This is a genomic window from Streptomyces rubiginosohelvolus (genome assembly GCF_014649875.1).
GTDB classification, from domain to species: domain Bacteria; phylum Actinomycetota; class Actinomycetes; order Streptomycetales; family Streptomycetaceae; genus Streptomyces; species Streptomyces rubiginosohelvolus.
This window is the reverse complement of record NZ_BMTW01000001.1, coordinates 1,212,504-1,229,243: the sequence shown is the minus strand read 5'-3', so window position 1 is coordinate 1,229,243 and position 16,740 is coordinate 1,212,504. Positions and strand designations below refer to the sequence as shown.

General features: G+C 72.2%; 11 protein-coding genes. 8 read left to right on the top strand and 3 right to left on the bottom strand.

What is annotated here, in order from left to right; genetic code table 11:
• Positions 1–44: 44 nt before the first annotated feature.
• Entirely contained in the window at positions 45–3,017 is a 2,973-nt protein-coding gene (locus IE134_RS05900; protein WP_189429767.1) for a 3-keto-alpha-glucoside-1,2-lyase-like domain-containing protein, read from the bottom strand.
• A 241-nt stretch (positions 3,018–3,258) separates the two neighbouring features.
• Positions 3,259–4,167, bottom strand: coding sequence for a bifunctional DNA primase/polymerase (locus IE134_RS05895; RefSeq protein WP_189429765.1), 909 nt, complete (start codon positions 4,165–4,167; stop codon positions 3,259–3,261).
• Between the two features lie 346 nt (positions 4,168–4,513).
• Here IE134_RS05895 and IE134_RS05890 point away from each other — a divergent pair, with 346 nt between their 5' ends.
• From IE134_RS05890 to IE134_RS05855, 8 genes are all read left to right on the top strand, one after another.
• Positions 4,514–4,828, top strand: a complete 315-nt coding sequence (locus IE134_RS05890; RefSeq protein WP_010064866.1) for a hypothetical protein — start codon at positions 4,514–4,516, stop codon at positions 4,826–4,828.
• 262 nt (positions 4,829–5,090) lie between these two features.
• Positions 5,091–6,251 (top strand): acyl-CoA dehydrogenase family protein, encoded by a 1,161-nt coding sequence (locus IE134_RS05885; RefSeq protein ID WP_126931160.1) that lies wholly within the window; start codon positions 5,091–5,093, stop codon positions 6,249–6,251.
• A complete protein-coding gene (locus tag IE134_RS05880) occupies positions 6,248–7,252 on the top strand; it encodes a bifunctional MaoC family dehydratase N-terminal/OB-fold nucleic acid binding domain-containing protein (RefSeq protein ID WP_030707278.1) in 1,005 nt (334 codons plus the stop codon). The genes IE134_RS05885 and IE134_RS05880 overlap by 4 nt, the downstream gene beginning before the upstream one ends.
• Before the next feature lies 1 nt (position 7,253).
• Positions 7,254–8,321 carry an acyl-CoA dehydrogenase family protein gene (locus IE134_RS05875; protein ID WP_189429763.1) on the top strand — a complete coding sequence of 356 codons (1,068 nt, stop codon included), beginning with the start codon at positions 7,254–7,256 and terminating at the stop codon, positions 8,319–8,321.
• Positions 8,318–8,746 (top strand): MaoC family dehydratase, encoded by a 429-nt coding sequence (locus IE134_RS05870; protein ID WP_030707274.1) that lies wholly within the window; start codon positions 8,318–8,320, stop codon positions 8,744–8,746. Before IE134_RS05875 ends, IE134_RS05870 begins: the two co-directional genes overlap by 4 nt.
• Positions 8,743–9,909 carry a lipid-transfer protein gene (locus IE134_RS05865; protein WP_189429762.1) on the top strand — a complete coding sequence of 389 codons (1,167 nt, stop codon included), beginning with the start codon at positions 8,743–8,745 and terminating at the stop codon, positions 9,907–9,909. The genes IE134_RS05870 and IE134_RS05865 overlap by 4 nt, the downstream gene beginning before the upstream one ends.
• A gap of 180 nt (positions 9,910–10,089) precedes the next feature.
• Complete coding sequence (locus IE134_RS05860; protein WP_030707270.1) at positions 10,090–10,653, top strand: SigE family RNA polymerase sigma factor; 564 nt, start codon at positions 10,090–10,092, stop codon at positions 10,651–10,653.
• 173 nt (positions 10,654–10,826) lie between these two features.
• Positions 10,827–12,479 (top strand): long-chain fatty acid--CoA ligase, encoded by a 1,653-nt coding sequence (locus tag IE134_RS05855; protein ID WP_086673775.1) that lies wholly within the window; start codon positions 10,827–10,829, stop codon positions 12,477–12,479.
• A 104-nt stretch (positions 12,480–12,583) separates the two neighbouring features.
• On the opposite strand, the gene IE134_RS05850 is transcribed toward IE134_RS05855, so the two are convergent.
• Positions 12,584–16,723 carry a PAS domain-containing protein gene (locus tag IE134_RS05850; RefSeq protein ID WP_189429759.1) on the bottom strand — a complete coding sequence of 1,380 codons (4,140 nt, stop codon included), beginning with the start codon at positions 16,721–16,723 and terminating at the stop codon, positions 12,584–12,586.
• Between the last annotated feature and the right edge of the window lie 17 nt (positions 16,724–16,740).

The following is a 16,740-nucleotide window of genomic DNA, read 5'->3' as shown; positions in this document are numbered from 1 at the left end:
CGACGTCGGAGGGAGGGGGCCGCACCGCTTCGCGGGTCCGTCTGTCAGAGCCGTTCGATCCAGATGTTGCGGAACCTCGGGTTCTCACCGGGGTCCCCATGGTCCTGCAGCTTGATGTGACCCGGTGCGGGGCCCTCGGGGCGGCCCGCCCCCGTCGGGCCCGCGATGGCGACGTCCCTGTGGACCAGCTTGCCGTTCCACCGGAGGGTCACCCGCGCGTCCTCCACCTTCTTGCCGTCGCTGTCGAAGCGCGCCGCCCGGAACTCGATGTCGTAGCTCTGCCACTTGCCGGACGGCTTCGCCGCGTTGGTGTCCGGGGCCTTGCGCAGGTAGATCGAACCGGCGTCGTTCGTGGCCGGTACGTCGACTCCGAAGGACTCCAGGATCTGGAGCTCGTACCGCTCCTGGATGTAGACCCCGCTGTTGCCCCGGGCCTGTCCGGTGACGTCCGGCGAGTAGTGGGGCTGGTACCACTCGGCGTGCATCCGGAAGTCGCCGTACTTCTCCTTCGTACGGATGTCACCGCCGAAGGATTCCATGGAGCCGTCCTCCGCCACCGGCCACTTCGCCGGGCTGCCGTCGTTCGCCTCCCAGGCATCCAGGTTCGTGCCGTCGAAGAGCGTGGTGCGCTTCGTCGGGGTGACGGTGAGGTTGTCGAGGTTCACATGGCCGTCGTCCTCGGGCTCGTAGGCGTACGTGATCGTGTTCGCGCCCTTCCGCAGCGGCACCGATTCGGTGTGGGTCGCCCACGTGTTCCAGGCGACGGTGGAGTTCAGCCAGATCTGCTTCCACCGCTCGCCGTTGACGTACAGGGTCATCGACCGGGGAGTGGGCTGCGGGTCGGCGTTCTGGCCGTTCGCGTACCGCAGGGCCAGGTCGTGCTTCCCCTTCTTGTCGGCGCGTACGGCGAAGGTGGTGCGGGAGCCCGGCTCCCAGTTGTTGTCGATGAAGCCGGTACCGGAGTAGCCGGAGTGGTTGTCGTTGAACTTGGTGCCGCCGGCCAGGGACGCGGACTCCGCCTCGTACACCGGCGGCGGCTTCGACCCGTCGGGCAGCGTGTTCAGGCTGTACCAGGCCTCGGTGCTCCACAGCTCCGCCCCGGACTCCGCGGCGAAGGGGCGCGGGGACTGTACGTGCACCACGTGGCCGGGGCGCAGACCGTCCATCTTCAGGGTCACGGTCTTACGGTCCTTGGAGAGCGTCGCCGAGGTGACGTCGAGGGTCTCCTCGTCGGCCTTCGGGCCGCCGTAGCGCGGGGTCGCCACGTAACGCCACTGCTGGGCGTCGTACTTGGAGGCCAGATCTTCGGCGGTCTCGGCGGAGACCGGCTGCGTGTACTCGATCTCGAAGCCGCCGGCGACCGCCCGCATGGCGCGCATGTCGAAGGCCTCGTCGCCGGTGAGCGTGAGCTTCTGCAGGCCGAACTTGAGCTTGCCCTCCTGGCCCCAGTTCCCCGCGTCGCCGATGCCGCCGGCGTAGATCGCCCCGTCCGGGCCGAGGCTGATCCGGTTGACCCCGGCCTCCAGGCCCTGCGTCATCCGGAACACCGCGCCCTGGTACTCGCCGCCGACCTTCTCCAGGTAGGCCCGCTGGAGGCCGCCGTAGGTCACGTCGCCGAAGACCATCTGCCCGGCGAAGGGGCCCTTGGGCAGGAGGAGGGGGTTGCTCGGCGAGTTGGAGATCTCGCCGTGCGGCAGCCAGAGGACGGGCTCGGTCACCGGCTGGTCGTCGTACACGCCGTCCGGGTTGGTGTGGTGGTTGTAGAAGGCGCCCTGCTTGATCCGCACCAGCTTCGACGTCGGCACGTACGCGCCCTGGTTGTCGGTGGCGAAGATGTCGCCCCCGGGGCCCCAGCCGAGGCCGTTCGGGGTGCGCAGGCCCCCGGCCACGTACGACACCTTGCCGGTCTTCTTGTTGATCTTGAGGGTGGAGCCGCGGTTGGGCACGTTCTGCGGGTCCTGGGTCGCGCCCCCGGGAACCATCGCGATGCCCGTGCTGACGTAGAAGTGCCCCTTCTCGTACAGCAGCCCGAACGCGAACTCGTGGTAGTTGCCGCCGAACGGCCAGGTCGCGATCTGGCGGTACTCGTCGGTGACCTCGTCACCGTTCTTGTCGACCAGCGCGGTCAGGCCGTCCTTCTCGGAGACGTAGATCGTGCCGTCGACGTACTTGAGGCCCATCGGCTCCAGCAGGTCCTCGGCGACCAGCTTCTTGGTCACCTTCGACGGGTCGGTGTTCCCGGTGACGTTGTCGAGCAGGTACACCTGCCCGAGCTCGCTCTCCCTGCTGCCGCCCCAGGTGCTGACGGCCAGCCGGCCGTCCGGCAGCCAGTCCATGCCGGTGACCTGCGGTTCGAAACCGTCGGGGCGCAGATCGGTCAGCGTGTAGTCGGGGTGCACCCCGGCCAGCGGCAGGCCGTCGCCGGGTGACTCGTCGATGCCCTCGCACAGCTTCCGGCCCGGGGATGTGACCCGGGTGACGTCGGCGTCGGTGCTCAGCACCGAGGTGGGGACGACGGTGTACGCGTCCGAACCGGGTGGCCGCCACTCCAGCAGGAGGCGCTGGTCGTACTCGCCGTCCCAGTGGTCGATGCGCAGTGCGTGGTGGCCCTCGGTCAGCTCGGCCGAGCCCTCCTTGGGCTGGGCGCCGTGCTTGCCTCCGTTGTCGATGATCTGCGTGCCGTCGATGATCAGCCGGGATCCGTCGTCGCTGGTGATGCGGAAGTCGTATGTCCCGGCCGACTCGACGTTCAGGTTCGCGGTGACCTCGGTGACGAACTTGCCGCTCAGCCCGAAGTCATCGGCGGTGGTCCAGTCGATCGTCGGCTTCAGCTCGTCGACGTTGGGCGTCTGTCCGGGCTTGAGCGTGCAGAAGTCCTCCAGCGCCATCTGTACGTCGAAGACCCGCATGGTCACGCCCGGTTCCTGGGGCGGTATGTCGGGAGGCTCGGCGGTGGCCTGCCCCTGGACGAGGGTGGAGAGGAACACGGCTGAGACGAGTACGGCCAAGCGCCGCATGGGCCTGCCTCCTTGGGGGCCGAGGCAGCCGGCGGTCGGTGGCTGACGGGCTGCCGCACAACAGTGAAGGGCAGCCCTCGCAGGAAAGGCAACAGGTCTGCAAGCGCTTTCTATTTTATCGTTGTAGAGGTGATGGGTGATCGATCGTCTTCGCTCGGTCCTGTCCCTTGATGTGGGCTGCGGAAGTGGGATTCTTGGCGCCGTCTGTTGTGCTTAGAAAGCGCTGTCCAATTGTCCTCCTTCAGGCCGCGCCGTTCGTCTCCTCGCCGCGCCTCGACGTCAGCCGGGCCGCCGAGGCGATCGCGGCGCGGGCCTCGTGTTCCGGCAGGCCCGTGCGGACGGCGGCCGCGGTGAGCGCGTCGGCCAGGGCGTCGCCGAAGCCGTGTTCGTACGCGCGGCAGGCCGCCCAGAACAGGCGGGTGTTGCGCTGGCCCTCGTGCGCTGCCAGCACGAACTGGATCAGGCCTTCGCCCCGGCGGTCCGGGGTGGGGGTGAGGGTCGCGCCCCTGGTGGTCGTGGGCGGGCGGCGGGGCTGGGTGAGGAGGCGGAGCAGGGCGCGGGGGCACGGGGCCGGGGTGAGGTGGGCGGTGCCGGGGGCCAGGCGGTAGCGGCCGTGGGCGGTGACCGAGCCGGGGCCGACCAGGTAGCCGCCGCTGCCGCGGATGTCGATGCCGGGGGCGAGGCGGCCGGCGGAGTTGGGGACCGTCGCGTCGGCGGGGCCGGTCAGCCAGAGGTGGCGGCCGCCGCTCGGGGTGAGCACCGTGACCGTCGGCGGGATCGTGAACAGGTGCTGGAGGGCCAGCTGCCGCAGTGCGCCCGCCGCGTCGCTGCCGTACGCCGGGTCGACGTCCAGGTCGATGCCGATGAGGCGGTGCGGGGCGCGTCCGCAGGCGATGCCGTAGCCGGTGGCTCGGGGCGCCGCGGCGAAGAGGGCGCGGACGGCCGCGGGGTCGGTGGTGGCGTCGTGCACGCCGTGGCCCGGCAGCCCGCACTCGCCCCGGCAGTGCGCGGGAGGCTGCTCGCCGTGGTGGGGGGAGCGCAGGGCGGGGAGCTTGGTGGCGGAGAGGGGGAAGACGGGGAGGCCCCGCCCGGCGGCGGCGAGGGCATGGGCGAGGGCCAGGGTGGGGGTCTGCCGGTCGATGGTGGCCATGGAACGAGTTTCGTACATGCGTTCGAAGAAAGGAAGGGGGGTGGTCGGGGGGCGGGCGTGGGTCGGCTCGGGGGCGGCCGGTGCGGGTGGGTGGCGGAACGCTTCTTCCCCGGCGCGCCAACGGGTCGCCGCGGTCACCCCGCTGACCTGGACTTTTCTGCGGCTTAGGAGGTTTATCCGCTCTTCGTCATACGTGAGAGGGAATCGGGAGGTGGCGAGGGATTCGCCGGGGATGTGCTGGGCAACTCTGGTCTCGCGACGTTGTGAACAGCACCGGGGTGGTCGGCCAACTTCCCCGGAATCAGCCGAAGATGAAGCCGCAATTCCGTTTTCTGGAGGAAATGACATGGCAAGTATCCGTACCGCTCGCGTCCTCGCCGCCGTCGCTGCTCTGCCCCTGACCGTCGCGCTCTGCGGCGGGGTGGCCGTGGCGGACAACGGCTCCTTCGCGAACGACGGATCGAACGCGGCCGTGGCGACGATCGGCGGCAGCGGTGTCGGCGGCAACAACTCCGGCAACTCGTCCACGACCCAGCAGCAGGCCGTCGGCGCCGGTGCGTCGAACCAGAACACGTCCGCCCAGGTGAGCAACTCGGCCTTCGTGCCGATCGACCAGTCGGACCACAGCGTCGCGGTGAACTTCACGCCCTTCTTCTGGTGATCGTTCCCCGGTGAACCGGTCGCCGGTACCTCCCGGGGGGTGGGTTCCGGCGGACTGAACGGCAGCCCGTACGGCGGCACTTCGGTGTCTTCGTGCGGGCTGCTCGTGTCTTGACAGGGGTTCGGTATCTGACGGACAGTCAGATGCGTTGAGCGCGGGTCGCCGGTCGCCGGTCGCCGGTCGCCGGTCGTCGGAGCGTCGTCGTGATGTCGGGCAGCTGCGTTCTGGCCGTTGACCTGTCCGCAGCTCTGGAGGCCCCTTCGTGCATCTCGCTCCTACGGAACGCCAGCAGCGACTTCGTGTCGAACTCCGTTCGTACTTCCGTACCTTGATGGGCGGCGAGGCCGCAGTGGGGAACGAGGAGCAGCGGCGGCTGCTCCGGCGGATCGGTGCCGACGGGCTGCTCGGGCTCGGGTGGCCCGAGGCGTACGGCGGGCAGGGCCGCGGCCCCGACGAGCAGTTCGTCTTCTTCGACGAGGCATACCGGGCCGGCGCCCCCGTCTCCATGGTCACGCTCAACACCGTCGGCCCGACCCTGATGGCGTACGGCACCGAGGAACAGAAGGCGTACTTCCTGCCCCGGATCCTCGGCGGCGACCTCGTCTTCGCGATCGGCTACAGCGAGCCCGAGGCCGGTACGGACCTGGCGGCCCTGCGGACCCGCGCGGTGCGGGACGGCGACGACTGGGTCATCGACGGCCAGAAGATCTTCACCAGCAACGCCCAGCAGGCGGACTGGATCTGGCTCGCCTGCCGGACGGACCCCGAGGCCCCCAAGCACCGCGGTATCTCGATCATCCTCGTGCCCACGGACTCCCCGGGCTTCTCCTGGACGCCGATCCCCACCGTGGGCGGGGTCACCACCACCGCCACCTACTACGACGGCGTACGCGTCCCGGCCACGAACCTCGTCGGCGAGGAGAACGGCGGCTGGAAGCTCATCACCAGCCAGCTCAACCACGAACGCGTCGCCCTGGCCGCGATCGGGATGCAGGCCGAGGACTTCTACGAGCAGGCCCTCGCCCACGCCCGCACCCCCGACCCCGCGACCGGGCGCCGCCGGATCGACGAACCGTGGGTGCGCGCCCGGCTCGCGGAGGCGTACGCCCGGCTCGCGGCGACGCGCCTGCTGAACTGGCGTCTGGTCGATGCCGTCGGCTCCGGCGCACCCGCCCCCGGCGAGGCGAGCGGGGTGAAGTTCGCGGGCACGGAGAGCGCGGTCGAAGTCTACCGGATGTGCCAGGAGGCAGTCGGCGAGACCGCCCTGCTCCGGGGCGGGTCGCCCGGGTGTTTCGGGCCGGGCGGTGAGCTGGAGCGGATGAACCGGGCGGCCCAGATCAACACCTTCGGGGGCGGTGTCGGCGAGGTGCAGCGCGAGATCGTCGCGACGGCCGGGCTCGGGATGATCCGGGGCAGGCGATGAGCGGGGCGGGAGCCGAAGGCCGCCGGACGGGCGCCGACGCCCCACGCCCGGGCGCCGAAACGTCCGAGAACGCCGAGCGCGATGAGCTGTACGCGCAGCTCCGCGCCTACGAAGGCCGTGCCGCGGCCACCGCCGGGCGCGGCAAGGACCCCGTCAACGAGCCGATGATCCGGCACTGGTGCGAGGCGATGGGCGACACCTCGCCCGCCTACCGGGGCCCGGACGCCGTCGCCCCGCCGACGATGCTCCAGGCCTGGACGATGGGCGGGCTCTCCGGGCACACGGACGGCACGGGTCGCTCCGCCGCGTACGACGAGATGTTCGCGCTGCTCGACGGCGCCGGGTACACCTCCGTCGTGGCGACCGACTGCGAGCAGGAATACCCGCGGCCGCTCCGGCCCGGCGACCGGATCACCTTCGGCACGGTCATCGAGTCCGTCTCCCCGCGCAAGACGACCAAGCTCGGCACCGGCTACTTCGTCACCACCCGCACGGACGTGCACGCCGACGGCGAACGCGCCGGGACGCACCGCTTCCGCATCCTCAAGTACCGCCCCGCTCAGCGGAACAAGGACGCCGAGCCGGCGCGCCGCCCTCGCCCCGTGATCAACCGCGACAACGCCGGTTTCTGGGCCGGGGTCGCCGAACACCGCCTCCTCATCCAGCGCTGCACCGACTGCGCGACCCTCCGCCTGCCCTGGCTGCCCGGCTGCAACGCCTGCGGCGGCGCGGAGTGGGACACGGTCGAGGCGTGCGGGGAGGGCACGGTCTTCAGCCATGTCGTCATGCACCACCCGTCGTTCCCGGCCTTCGCCCCGGACGGCGAGGGCGGACCGTACGCCGTCGCACTGGTCGAACTGGCCGAGGGCGTCCGCATCGTCAGCAACGTCATCGGTGTGCCGTACGACAAGGTCCGCGTCGGCATGCCCGTACAGCTGGAATTCCTCCGTACGGACCCCGACCTCGAACTGCCGGTCTTCCGGGCGAGCGAAGGCGGTTGAGATGGACTTCACCCCGAGCGAGGAGCAGTCCGCCGCGCGGGGACTGGCCGCGCGGATCTTCGGCGACCTGTCCACGCACGAGCGGCTGACAGCGGCCGGTACGGGCACGGACGCCGAGCTGTGGAAGGAGCTGTGCGCGGCGGGGCTGCCCGCCGCCGTCGAGGACATCGGGCTGCTCGGGCTCGTCCTCCTCCTGGAGGAGCAGGGCCGGACCACCGCCCAGGTCCCGTTCGCGGTCACCTGCGTGTACGGGCTGCTCGCGGTCGCCGAGCACGGTACGGCGGAGCAGCTTGAGCGCCTGCTGCCGGGGCTGCGCGACGGTACGGCGGTGGCGACGGGCGCGTTCCCGGCGCGGGGCCGCGTGCACCTGGCGGAGGACGATGCGCTGTACGGGGCCGTGCCCTGGGTTCCGTGGCTGCGCGACGCCACCCACGTGCTGGTGGCGGACACGGACCTGGCCCTGTGGATCGTGGAGGCGAGCGCGCCCGGCGCTGAGGGGTGCGCGCCCGGCGTGACCGTCGAACCCGTCGAGACGACCGCGCCCTGGTCCGCGGGGCGGCTGGTTCTCGACGGCGTACGCGGGGAGCGGCTGGGGAACGGGCCGGAGGCGTATGCGGCCGTCCTGGCCACCGCCCGTACCGCCTTCGCCGGGCTTCAGGCCGGGGTGTGCGCGGGCTCGCTCGCCCGCGCGGTCCACCACACCGTCACCCGCGAGCAGTTCGGGCGGCCGCTCTCGACCAACCAGGGCGTCCTGCTCCGCGCCGCCGACGCCCACATGGACACCGAGGCGATCCGGGTCACCGCGTACGAGGCGGCCTGGCGTCACGACCAGCAACTAGCGTCTGGAGAACAGGCGTTGACCGCCGCCTGGTGGGCCTCGGAGGCGGGCAAGCGGGTCGTCCACGCGGGCCAGCACCTGCACGGCGGCACCGGGGCCGACCTCGACCATCCGGTCCACCGGCACTTCCTCTGGGGCCGCCAGCTCGACGCGTACCTCGGCAGCGGCAGCGAAGTCCTGGAGGAGCTGGGCCTGTTGCTGGCGGACAGCGCTCAGGGAGATGCGTCATGACGCGGGCGTACCGCGTCGGCGACGAGCTTCCGCCCCTGGACATCCCGGTGACCCGGACCCTGATCGTCGCCGGGGCCATCGCCTCGCGCGACTACCAGGACGTCCACCACGACGCGGAGCTGGCCCGGGAGAAGGGCTCCCCCGACATCTTCATGAACATCCTCACCACCAACGGGCTCGTCGGCCGCTACCTCACCGACCACTTCGGCCCCACCGCCGTCCTCCGCAAGGTCGCGATCCGGCTCGGCGCGCCCAACTACCCGGGTGACGTGATGCGGTTGACCGGACGGATCACCGAAGTGGCCGCAGGCGAACCGGCCGAAGCCGTCGTTCAGGTCACCGGCGACAACGGCATTGGCCGCCACGTCACCGGCACGGTCACCATCGCCCTCCCCGGCCCGAGCCCGAAGAGGTCCGGAACATGAGCATCCGCAGAGCCGACTCGCTCGGCGGGAAGGCCGCGATCGTCGGCATCGGCGCCACCGAGTTCTCCAAGGACTCCGGCCGCAGCGAACTGAAGCTGGCCGTCGAGGCCGTCCGCGCCGCCCTCGACGACGCCGGCCTCACCCCCGCCGACGTGGACGGGCTCGTCACCTTCACCATGGACACCAGCCCCGAGATCACCGTCGCCCAGGCGGCCGGGATCGGCGAGCTGTCGTTCTTCTCCCGGATCCACTACGGCGGCGGCGCGGCCTGCGCCACCGTGCAGCAGGCCGCCCTCGCGGTGGCGAGCGGCATCGCGGACGTCGTCGTCTGCTACCGGGCCTTCAACGAACGCTCCGGCCGCCGCTTCGGCTCCGGCGTCCAGCGGCGCGAGCCCACCGCCGAGGGCGCGGCGCTCGGCTGGAACCTGCCGTACGGGCTGCTCACCCCCGCCTCCTGGGTGGCGATGGCGGCCCAGCGCTACCTGCACACCTACGGCCTCGACCCGGAGGTCTTCGGGCATGTGGCGGTGGTCGACCGGCGGCACGCGGCGCGGAACCCGGCGGCGTACTTCCACGGGAAGCCCATCACGCTCGCCGACCACGCCGCGTCCCGCTGGATCGTGGAGCCGCTGCGGCTGCTGGACTGCTGCCAGGAGACCGACGGCGGCCAGGCCCTCGTCGTCACCAGCGTGGAGCGGGCCCGCGATCTGCCCCGGCCGCCCGCCGTCGTCGTCGCGGCGGCACAGGGTGCGGGCCGGTCGCAGGAGCAGATGACGAGCTTCTACCGGGACGGGCTCACCGGCCTGCCGGAGACCGCCGTCGTCGCCCGGCAGCTCTGGCGCAGCTCCGGACTGTCCCCGGCCGACATCAATGTGGGCATCCTCTATGACCATTTCACCCCGTTCGTCCTGATGCAGTTGGAGGAGTTCGGCTTCTGCGGGCCGGGGGAGGCGGGTGACTTCGTCGCGGCGGACGCCCTGCCCCTGAACACCCACGGGGGTCAGCTGGGGGAGGCGTACCTCCATGGGATGAACGGCATCGCGGAGGCCGTCCGGCAGATCCGGGGCACCTCGGTGAACCAGGTGGCGGGCGCGGTGAGATCCCTGGTCACGGCCGGTACGGGCGTTCCGACGTCGGGCCTGGTCCTCGGCGCGGACGGCTGAGCGGAACCGCCCGGGCCCGGGCTGCTCCCGGGGGCTCTCGGGGGTGGACCCTGACGGAGGTGGGAAGGCCCGTCCACCTTCAGGAGGTTCAGGGTGGACGCCCCCTACAACCTGAGGCGGACAGCGCTTCGGGACCTGGGGCCGATCCCTTCGGCGGTGCCCGCTCCTAGCGTGGAGTACATGACCACGCCAGTCTGCACGGGCGCCTCCAGGGCGGCCTCCGCCACCGCCGGACACCACCCCCACGCGCCCTACGCGTCGTTCTCCTCGTACGTACGGGCCCGGGGGCCGGTCCTGCTGCGTACCGCGCGCTCGCTCACCGCGAACCCGTGCGACGCGGAGGACCTGCTGCAGACCGCGCTCGCCAAGACGTACGTGGCGTGGGAGCGAATCGAGGACCACCGGGCGCTGGACGGCTACGTCCGCCGGGCCCTGCTGAACACCCGCACCTCGCAGTGGCGCAAGCGCAAGATCGACGAGTTCGCCTGCGAGGAACTGCCCGAGCGGGAGGCCGCCCCGGCACCCGACCCCGCCGAGCAGCAGTCGCTGCACGACGCGATGTGGCGCGCGGTGCTCAAGCTCCCGGACCGCCAGCGCGCGATGGTCGTCCTGCGCTACTACGAGGACCTGAGCGAGGCCCAGACGGCGGAGGTCCTCGGCGTGTCGATCGGTACGGTCAAGAGCGCCGTCTCCCGCGCCCTCGGCAAGCTCCGCGAGGACCCGGAGCTGACACCGGTCCGCTGACGCCGGTCCGGTGGCGTCGGTCCGGTTCTTCGGCCCCCAGGTTCACGATCACGGAAAAGTCTCCCGCAACGCCCCGGTCAGGAATTTTCTCCCGCGAGTAGTGACATACCGCGTGGTATGTGCGCAGAATCAGCGGAACCCTACTGCCGCGTAGCGCCCACCGGGAGGACGCCGTGCTGAGCACCATGCAGGACGTACCGCTGACTGTCACCCGCATCCTCCACCACGGGATGACGATTCACGGGAAGTCGCAGGTCACGACCTGGACCGGCGAACCCGAGCCGCACCGCCGTACCTTCGCCGAGATCGGCGCCCGCGCCACCCAGCTGGCCAACGCGCTCCGCGACGAGCTGGGCATCGACGGCGACCAGCGCGTCGCCACGCTCATGTGGAACAACGCGGAGCATGTCGAGGCCTACCTCGCCATCCCCTCCATGGGCGCCGTGCTCCACACCCTCAACCTCCGGCTGCCGCCCGAGCAGCTCGCCTGGATCGTCAACCACGCGGACGACAAGGCGGTGATCGTCAACGGTTCGCTGCTGCCGCTCCTCGTGCCGCTGCTGCCCCACCTGCCGAGCATCGAGCACGTCGTCGTGGCCGGGCCCGGCGACCGGTCCGCCCTCGCCGGGATCACGCCCCGCGTGCACGAGTACGAGGAGCTGATCGCGGGCCGCTCCACCACGTACGACTGGCCCGAGCTGGACGAACGCCAGGCCGCCGCCATGTGTTACACCTCCGGCACCACGGGCGACCCCAAGGGCGTCGTCTACTCGCACCGGTCGATCTACCTGCACTCGATGCAGGTCAACATGACCGAGTCGATGGGGCTGACCGACAAGGACACCACCCTCGTCGTCGTGCCCCAGTTCCATGTGAACGCCTGGGGCCTGCCGCACGCCACGTTCATGAGCGGCGTCAACATGCTCATGCCGGACCGCTTCCTCCAGCCCGCGCCGCTCGCCGACATGATCGAGCGCGAGCGCCCCACGCACGCGGCCGCGGTCCCCACCATCTGGCAGGGCCTGCTCGCCGAGGTCACCGCCAACCCCCGCGACCTCACCTCCATGGCCAACGTGACCATCGGCGGCGCGGCCTGCCCGCCCTCGCTGATGGAGGCGTACGACAAGCTCGGCGTCCGGCTCTGCCACGCCTGGGGCATGACGGAGACCTCGCCGCTGGGCACCATGGCCCACCCGCCCGCCGGCCTGAGCGACGAGGAGCAGTGGCCCTACCGGGTCACCCAGGGCCGCTTCCCCGCCGGAGTCGAGGCGCGGCTGGTCGGCCCCGGCGGCGAACACCTCCCGTGGGACGGCGAGTCGGCCGGTGAGCTGGAGGTCCGGGGACCCTGGATCGCCGCCGCCTACTACGGCGGGTCCAACGGTGAGCACCTGCGCCCCGAGGACAAGTTCAGCGAGGACGGCTGGCTGAAGACCGGCGACGTCGGCGTGATCAGCACCGACGGCTTCCTCACCCTCACCGACCGGGCCAAGGACGTCATCAAGTCGGGCGGCGAATGGATCTCCAGCGTCGAGCTGGAGAACGCGCTGATGGCCCACCCGGACGTCGCGGAGGCGGCCGTCGTCGCCGTACCGGACGAGAAGTGGGGCGAGCGGCCGCTCGCGACCGTCGTCCTCAAGGAGGGCGCCGCCAACGTCGACTACGAGGCGCTGAAGGCGTTCCTCGCCGAGTCGGGCATCGCCAAGTGGCAGCTGCCGGAGCGCTGGTCGGTGATCCCCGCCGTGCCGAAGACGAGCGTGGGCAAGTTCGACAAGAAGGTGATCCGCAGGCAGTACGCGGAGGGGGAGCTGGACGTCACCCAGCTCTGAGCCTCCGCTCCACCTGTGGCTCCACCTCTGGTTTCACGTGAAACAGGGCGGGGGCGGTACGGAATTCCGTACCGCCCCCGCCCTGTTCTGCAGTACGCGGATGCTCAGTTGGTGCCGATCTTCGCCAGCAGGTCGACGATCCGGGACTGGACCTCGTCGCTGGTCGACCGTTCCGCCAGGAAGAGAACGGTTTCACCCGATCCGAGCCGCGGCAGCTCCGCCTGGTCCATCCCGGCCGAGGTGTAGACGACCAGCGGGGTGCGGTTCAGCTGTCCGTTGGCCCGCAGCCAGTCGACGATTCCGGCGCGCCGACGGCGTACCTGCATCAGGTCCATCACCACGAGGTTCGGCCGCATCCGGCCCGCCAGGTCCACGGCCTCGCTGTCCGTCGCGGCGCGCGCCACCTGCATCCCGCGCCGCTCCAGGGTCTGCGTGAGCGCCACCGCGATCTCCTCGTGCTCCTCGATCAGGAGCACCCGCGAGGGATGCTGTTCGCTGTCGCGCGGGGCCAGCGCCTTGAGGAGGACGGCCGGGTCCGCGCCGTACGCCGCTTCCCGGGTCGCCTGCCCGAGACCGGCGGTGACCAGCACCGGGACCTCGGCCGCGACGGCCGCCTGGCGCAGCGACTGCAACGCGGTACGGGTGATGGGACCGGTCAGCGGGTCGACGAAGAGCGCGGCGGGGAACGCGGCGATCTGGGCGTCGACCTCCTCACGGGAGTTCACGATCACGGGACGGTAGCCCCGGTCGCTCAGCGCCTGCTGGGTCGGTACGTCGGGGGCGGGCCAGACCAGCAGCCGACGCGGGTTGTCCAGCGGCTCGGGCGGCAGCTCGTCGTCGACCGGGTGCGGGTGCGGCCGGTTGGCGACCTCGACCGCGCCCCCGGGCCCGTCCAGCGGCTCGGGACCTTCGGCGCCCTCGTCGGGCGCCCCTATGGCGTACGCACGCCCCTCCGCCACCGGCGGCGCGAGCAGCTGCCCCTCGCCGTAGGCGGCGCCGGGCTTGCCACCCGTGTGACCCTGCTGGGCGAGCTCGTGCGCCGGACCGTGGGGCTGGGCCGGGGACTGGCTCTGCTGCGCTCCGGGCGGGGGTGTGGGCGTGTTCGTCGTCGCGGGAGCGGGCGTAGGCGTCGCTCCCGACGTCGGCTGCGCGCCCCGGCGGTCCTGCTGCGCCGCGGCCTGCTGGCCCGGGGTGCGGTCGCCCTCCGGCGGGGCGGCGAGCTTGCGACGCCGGCCGGCCCCACCAAGACTCTGGTGCGGCTGGTTCTGCTGATGCGCGAGGTGCTGGGCGAACGGCACGCCCTGGCCCAGCGTGCGCACGCTGAAGGCCCTCCCCTGCGTCGAGTCGGGGTTGGTGCCCTCCGGCATCGGCTCCTCGGCGGGCAGCGGCTGCCGCCGCGCGTCCGGGGCCGGAACGCCGGGGTCACCGTCGGCCGGGTGCGCCCCGGGGCCGGTGACGGCGACGCCGGTGGTGTGCCCGGTCTGCCCGGTCTGCTCGTGGTGCCAGCTGTCGCCCCAGGAGCCGGTCTCCGGGCCCTGTCCCGCTGTCGGCGCCGGACCCTGCGGGAGGCCGTTCCCGGAGGTGTCCGTCCCGGAAACGCCCTGCCCCGGGATCCCCTGCCCGGAGGTCGCGTCCGTCTGCGGGAGGTGGTGCGCCGGGCCGTCCGGGTGCGCCTGCGGAGGAGTGTGGCCGGCCTCCGGTGCCGTACGCGCGTGATGGGCGCTCGCGTCGTCGGGGCCCACCGGAGCGATGGGGCTCACCGGGGCGTCGGGGACCACCGGCGCCCGGTCCGCGTCGGCGGGCGGCAGGGCGAAGGCGGTACGCGGACCGGCGTCCGCCGCGGTGCGCTCCTGGGCGGCGGCCAGCGCGCGCCGGGCTCGCCGGCCGCCCGGCTGCTGGGCCGGGTCCGGGTGTCCGCCGTTGCCGTTGCCATTGCCGGACGTGAGGGCGGGCAGGGCGGCGGGCTCGCCCTCCCGACGGGCTCGCCGGCCGCTGGGCGGAACGGGCTGCTGCGGGTCGACCGGGACGCCCTGGGGCGGAACGGTCTGCCCGAGCTGCGGACGGCCGCCGCCCTGGGCGTTCTCGGCCGCGGTGACGACCGCCCCCTCCGAGGGCCCGGACGGGCCGGAGGTCAGGGCCAGCGCCTGGCGCTGCGGCTGCGGCTCCCGCACGGCGTTCCCGGTGGTACCGGCGCCCGTCACGGGAGCGGTGTCCAGGGCCGCCTCGGCGGGGCTGGGACGGCCGCGCCGTCGCCCGGAGCCCTCGCCCTGCTGGGCCGGGATCAGCTCGGGGGCCTGCTGCTCCTCGGGTGCGGCCGGTCCGCGGCGCGCGCGCCGACGCCCGGTCGGCTCGGCGACGGGCCGGTCGTCGGCGACGGGAGCAGCGGGAGCCTCGGCCGCTGTGCCGTCACCCGCGCTCTCCGGCGTACCGGCCGGGCTGTCCAGGAACGCGTCGGTGGAGGACCTGCGCGCCCGGCGCCGGCCGCCGCTGGTGACGCCCGGCGCTCCGATGCCTTCCGGCGACGACGAGGACATCGGGGCGGCGGGCTCGGGCGACAGGCCGTTCCCGTCCGGCTCCGGGGGCGCGATCGTGCCGGACGCCGCGCCGATGGGCACGTCGAGGACGTACGCGCTGCCGCTCATTCCGGGCATCTCGTGGGTCTGGAGGACCCCGCCGTGGGCCTGGACGATGCCGCGGACGATCGGCTCGTGCACCGGGTCGCCCCCGGCGAACGGGCCACGCACCTCGATGCGGACGACGTCACCGCGCTGGGCGGCGGCCACGACCACGGTGGAGTCGACGTAGCCGCCTCCGGGGACGGCCCGGGTCTTGCCGGTCGAGTCGACCCCGCAGACGTCCGCGACGAGATGGGCGATGGCGGTCGCGAGCCGGCGCGCGTCGACCTCGGCCTCGATCGGCGGGGCGTGCACGGCGAACTGGGCGCGCCCGGGGCCGATCAGCTCGACCGCCCCGTCGATGCCGCCCTTCACGATCCCCTCGACCAGGGCGGGGGCCTTGTGCAGCCCCTCCACCCCCGCGTCGAGGCGCTGGTAGCCGAGGACGTTGTCGACGAGGGTGGTCATCCGGGCGTACCCGGCGGCGAGGTGGTGCAGGATCTGGTTGGCCTCGGGCCACAGCTGACCGGCCGGGTCGGAGGCGAGCGCGGACAGCTCGCCGCGCAGCTCCTCCAGGGGCCCGCGCAGCGAACCTCCGAGGACGGCGGTGAGCTGGGCGTGCTGGGCGCCCAGGGAGGCGAGCAGCTCGGCCTGGCCCTCGATCTCGGCGGCGTACCGCTCGCTGCGGTCGGCGAGCTCGGCGGCGTGCGCCTCCTTCAGCGACTCCAGCTCCTTGGCGTGCGCCTCCTTGAGCGCGGTGACCTCGGCGGAGTGGCTCGTGGTCAGCTCGGCGACGACGTTCTTGTGCTGGGCGGACAGCTCCTCGTGCGGCCGGCGGTCGGTGAACGTCATCACCGCGCCGACGAGCTGGTCCCCGTCGCGTACCGGCGCGGTCGTCAGGTCCACCGGCACCCGGTCGCCGCTCTTGGACCACAGCACCTGCCCGCGCACCCGGTGCTTGCGCCCGGACTTGAGGGTGTCGGCGAGCGGGGAGTCCTCGTACGGGAACGGCTCGCCCTCCGCCCGCGAGTGCAGGATCAGCGGGTGCAGCTCCTGGCCGCCGAGGTCGCTGGCCCGGAAGCCGAGGATCTGCGCGGCGGCGGGGTTGACGAGGACGACGCGCCCGTCGGTGTCCGTACCGACGACGCCTTCGGACGCGGCCCGCAGGATCATCTCGGTCTGCCGCTGCGAACGGGCCAGCTCGGCCTCGGTGTCGACGGTGCCGGAGAGATCGCGTACGACGATCATGAGGAGCTCGTCGCCGGTGTAGCTGGAGTGGATGTCGTTGTACGCGGCCTGTCCGCTGTCGAGGCTCGCGCTGGTGACCTCGACCGGATACTCGTGGCCGTCGGTGCGCCGCGCGGTCATCCGCGTGGGCTTGGTCCTGCCCTGCTCGTCCGCAGCCTCGGGCCGTCGCATCGACCCCGGGATCAGCTTGGAGTCGAACTCCGGCAGCAGATCGAGCAGTCCGCGACCGACGAGCGCGGTGCCCGGCGTCTCGAACATTTCGAGGGCGATGGCGTTGGCGTTGACGACCGTGCCATTGCAATTGACGAGCAGAAGCCCGTCAGGAAGGGCATCGAGTATGGCTGCGAGGCGAGCAGTGCCTCGGGATGGCCTGCTGCTCACGACGACGCTTCCTCCCT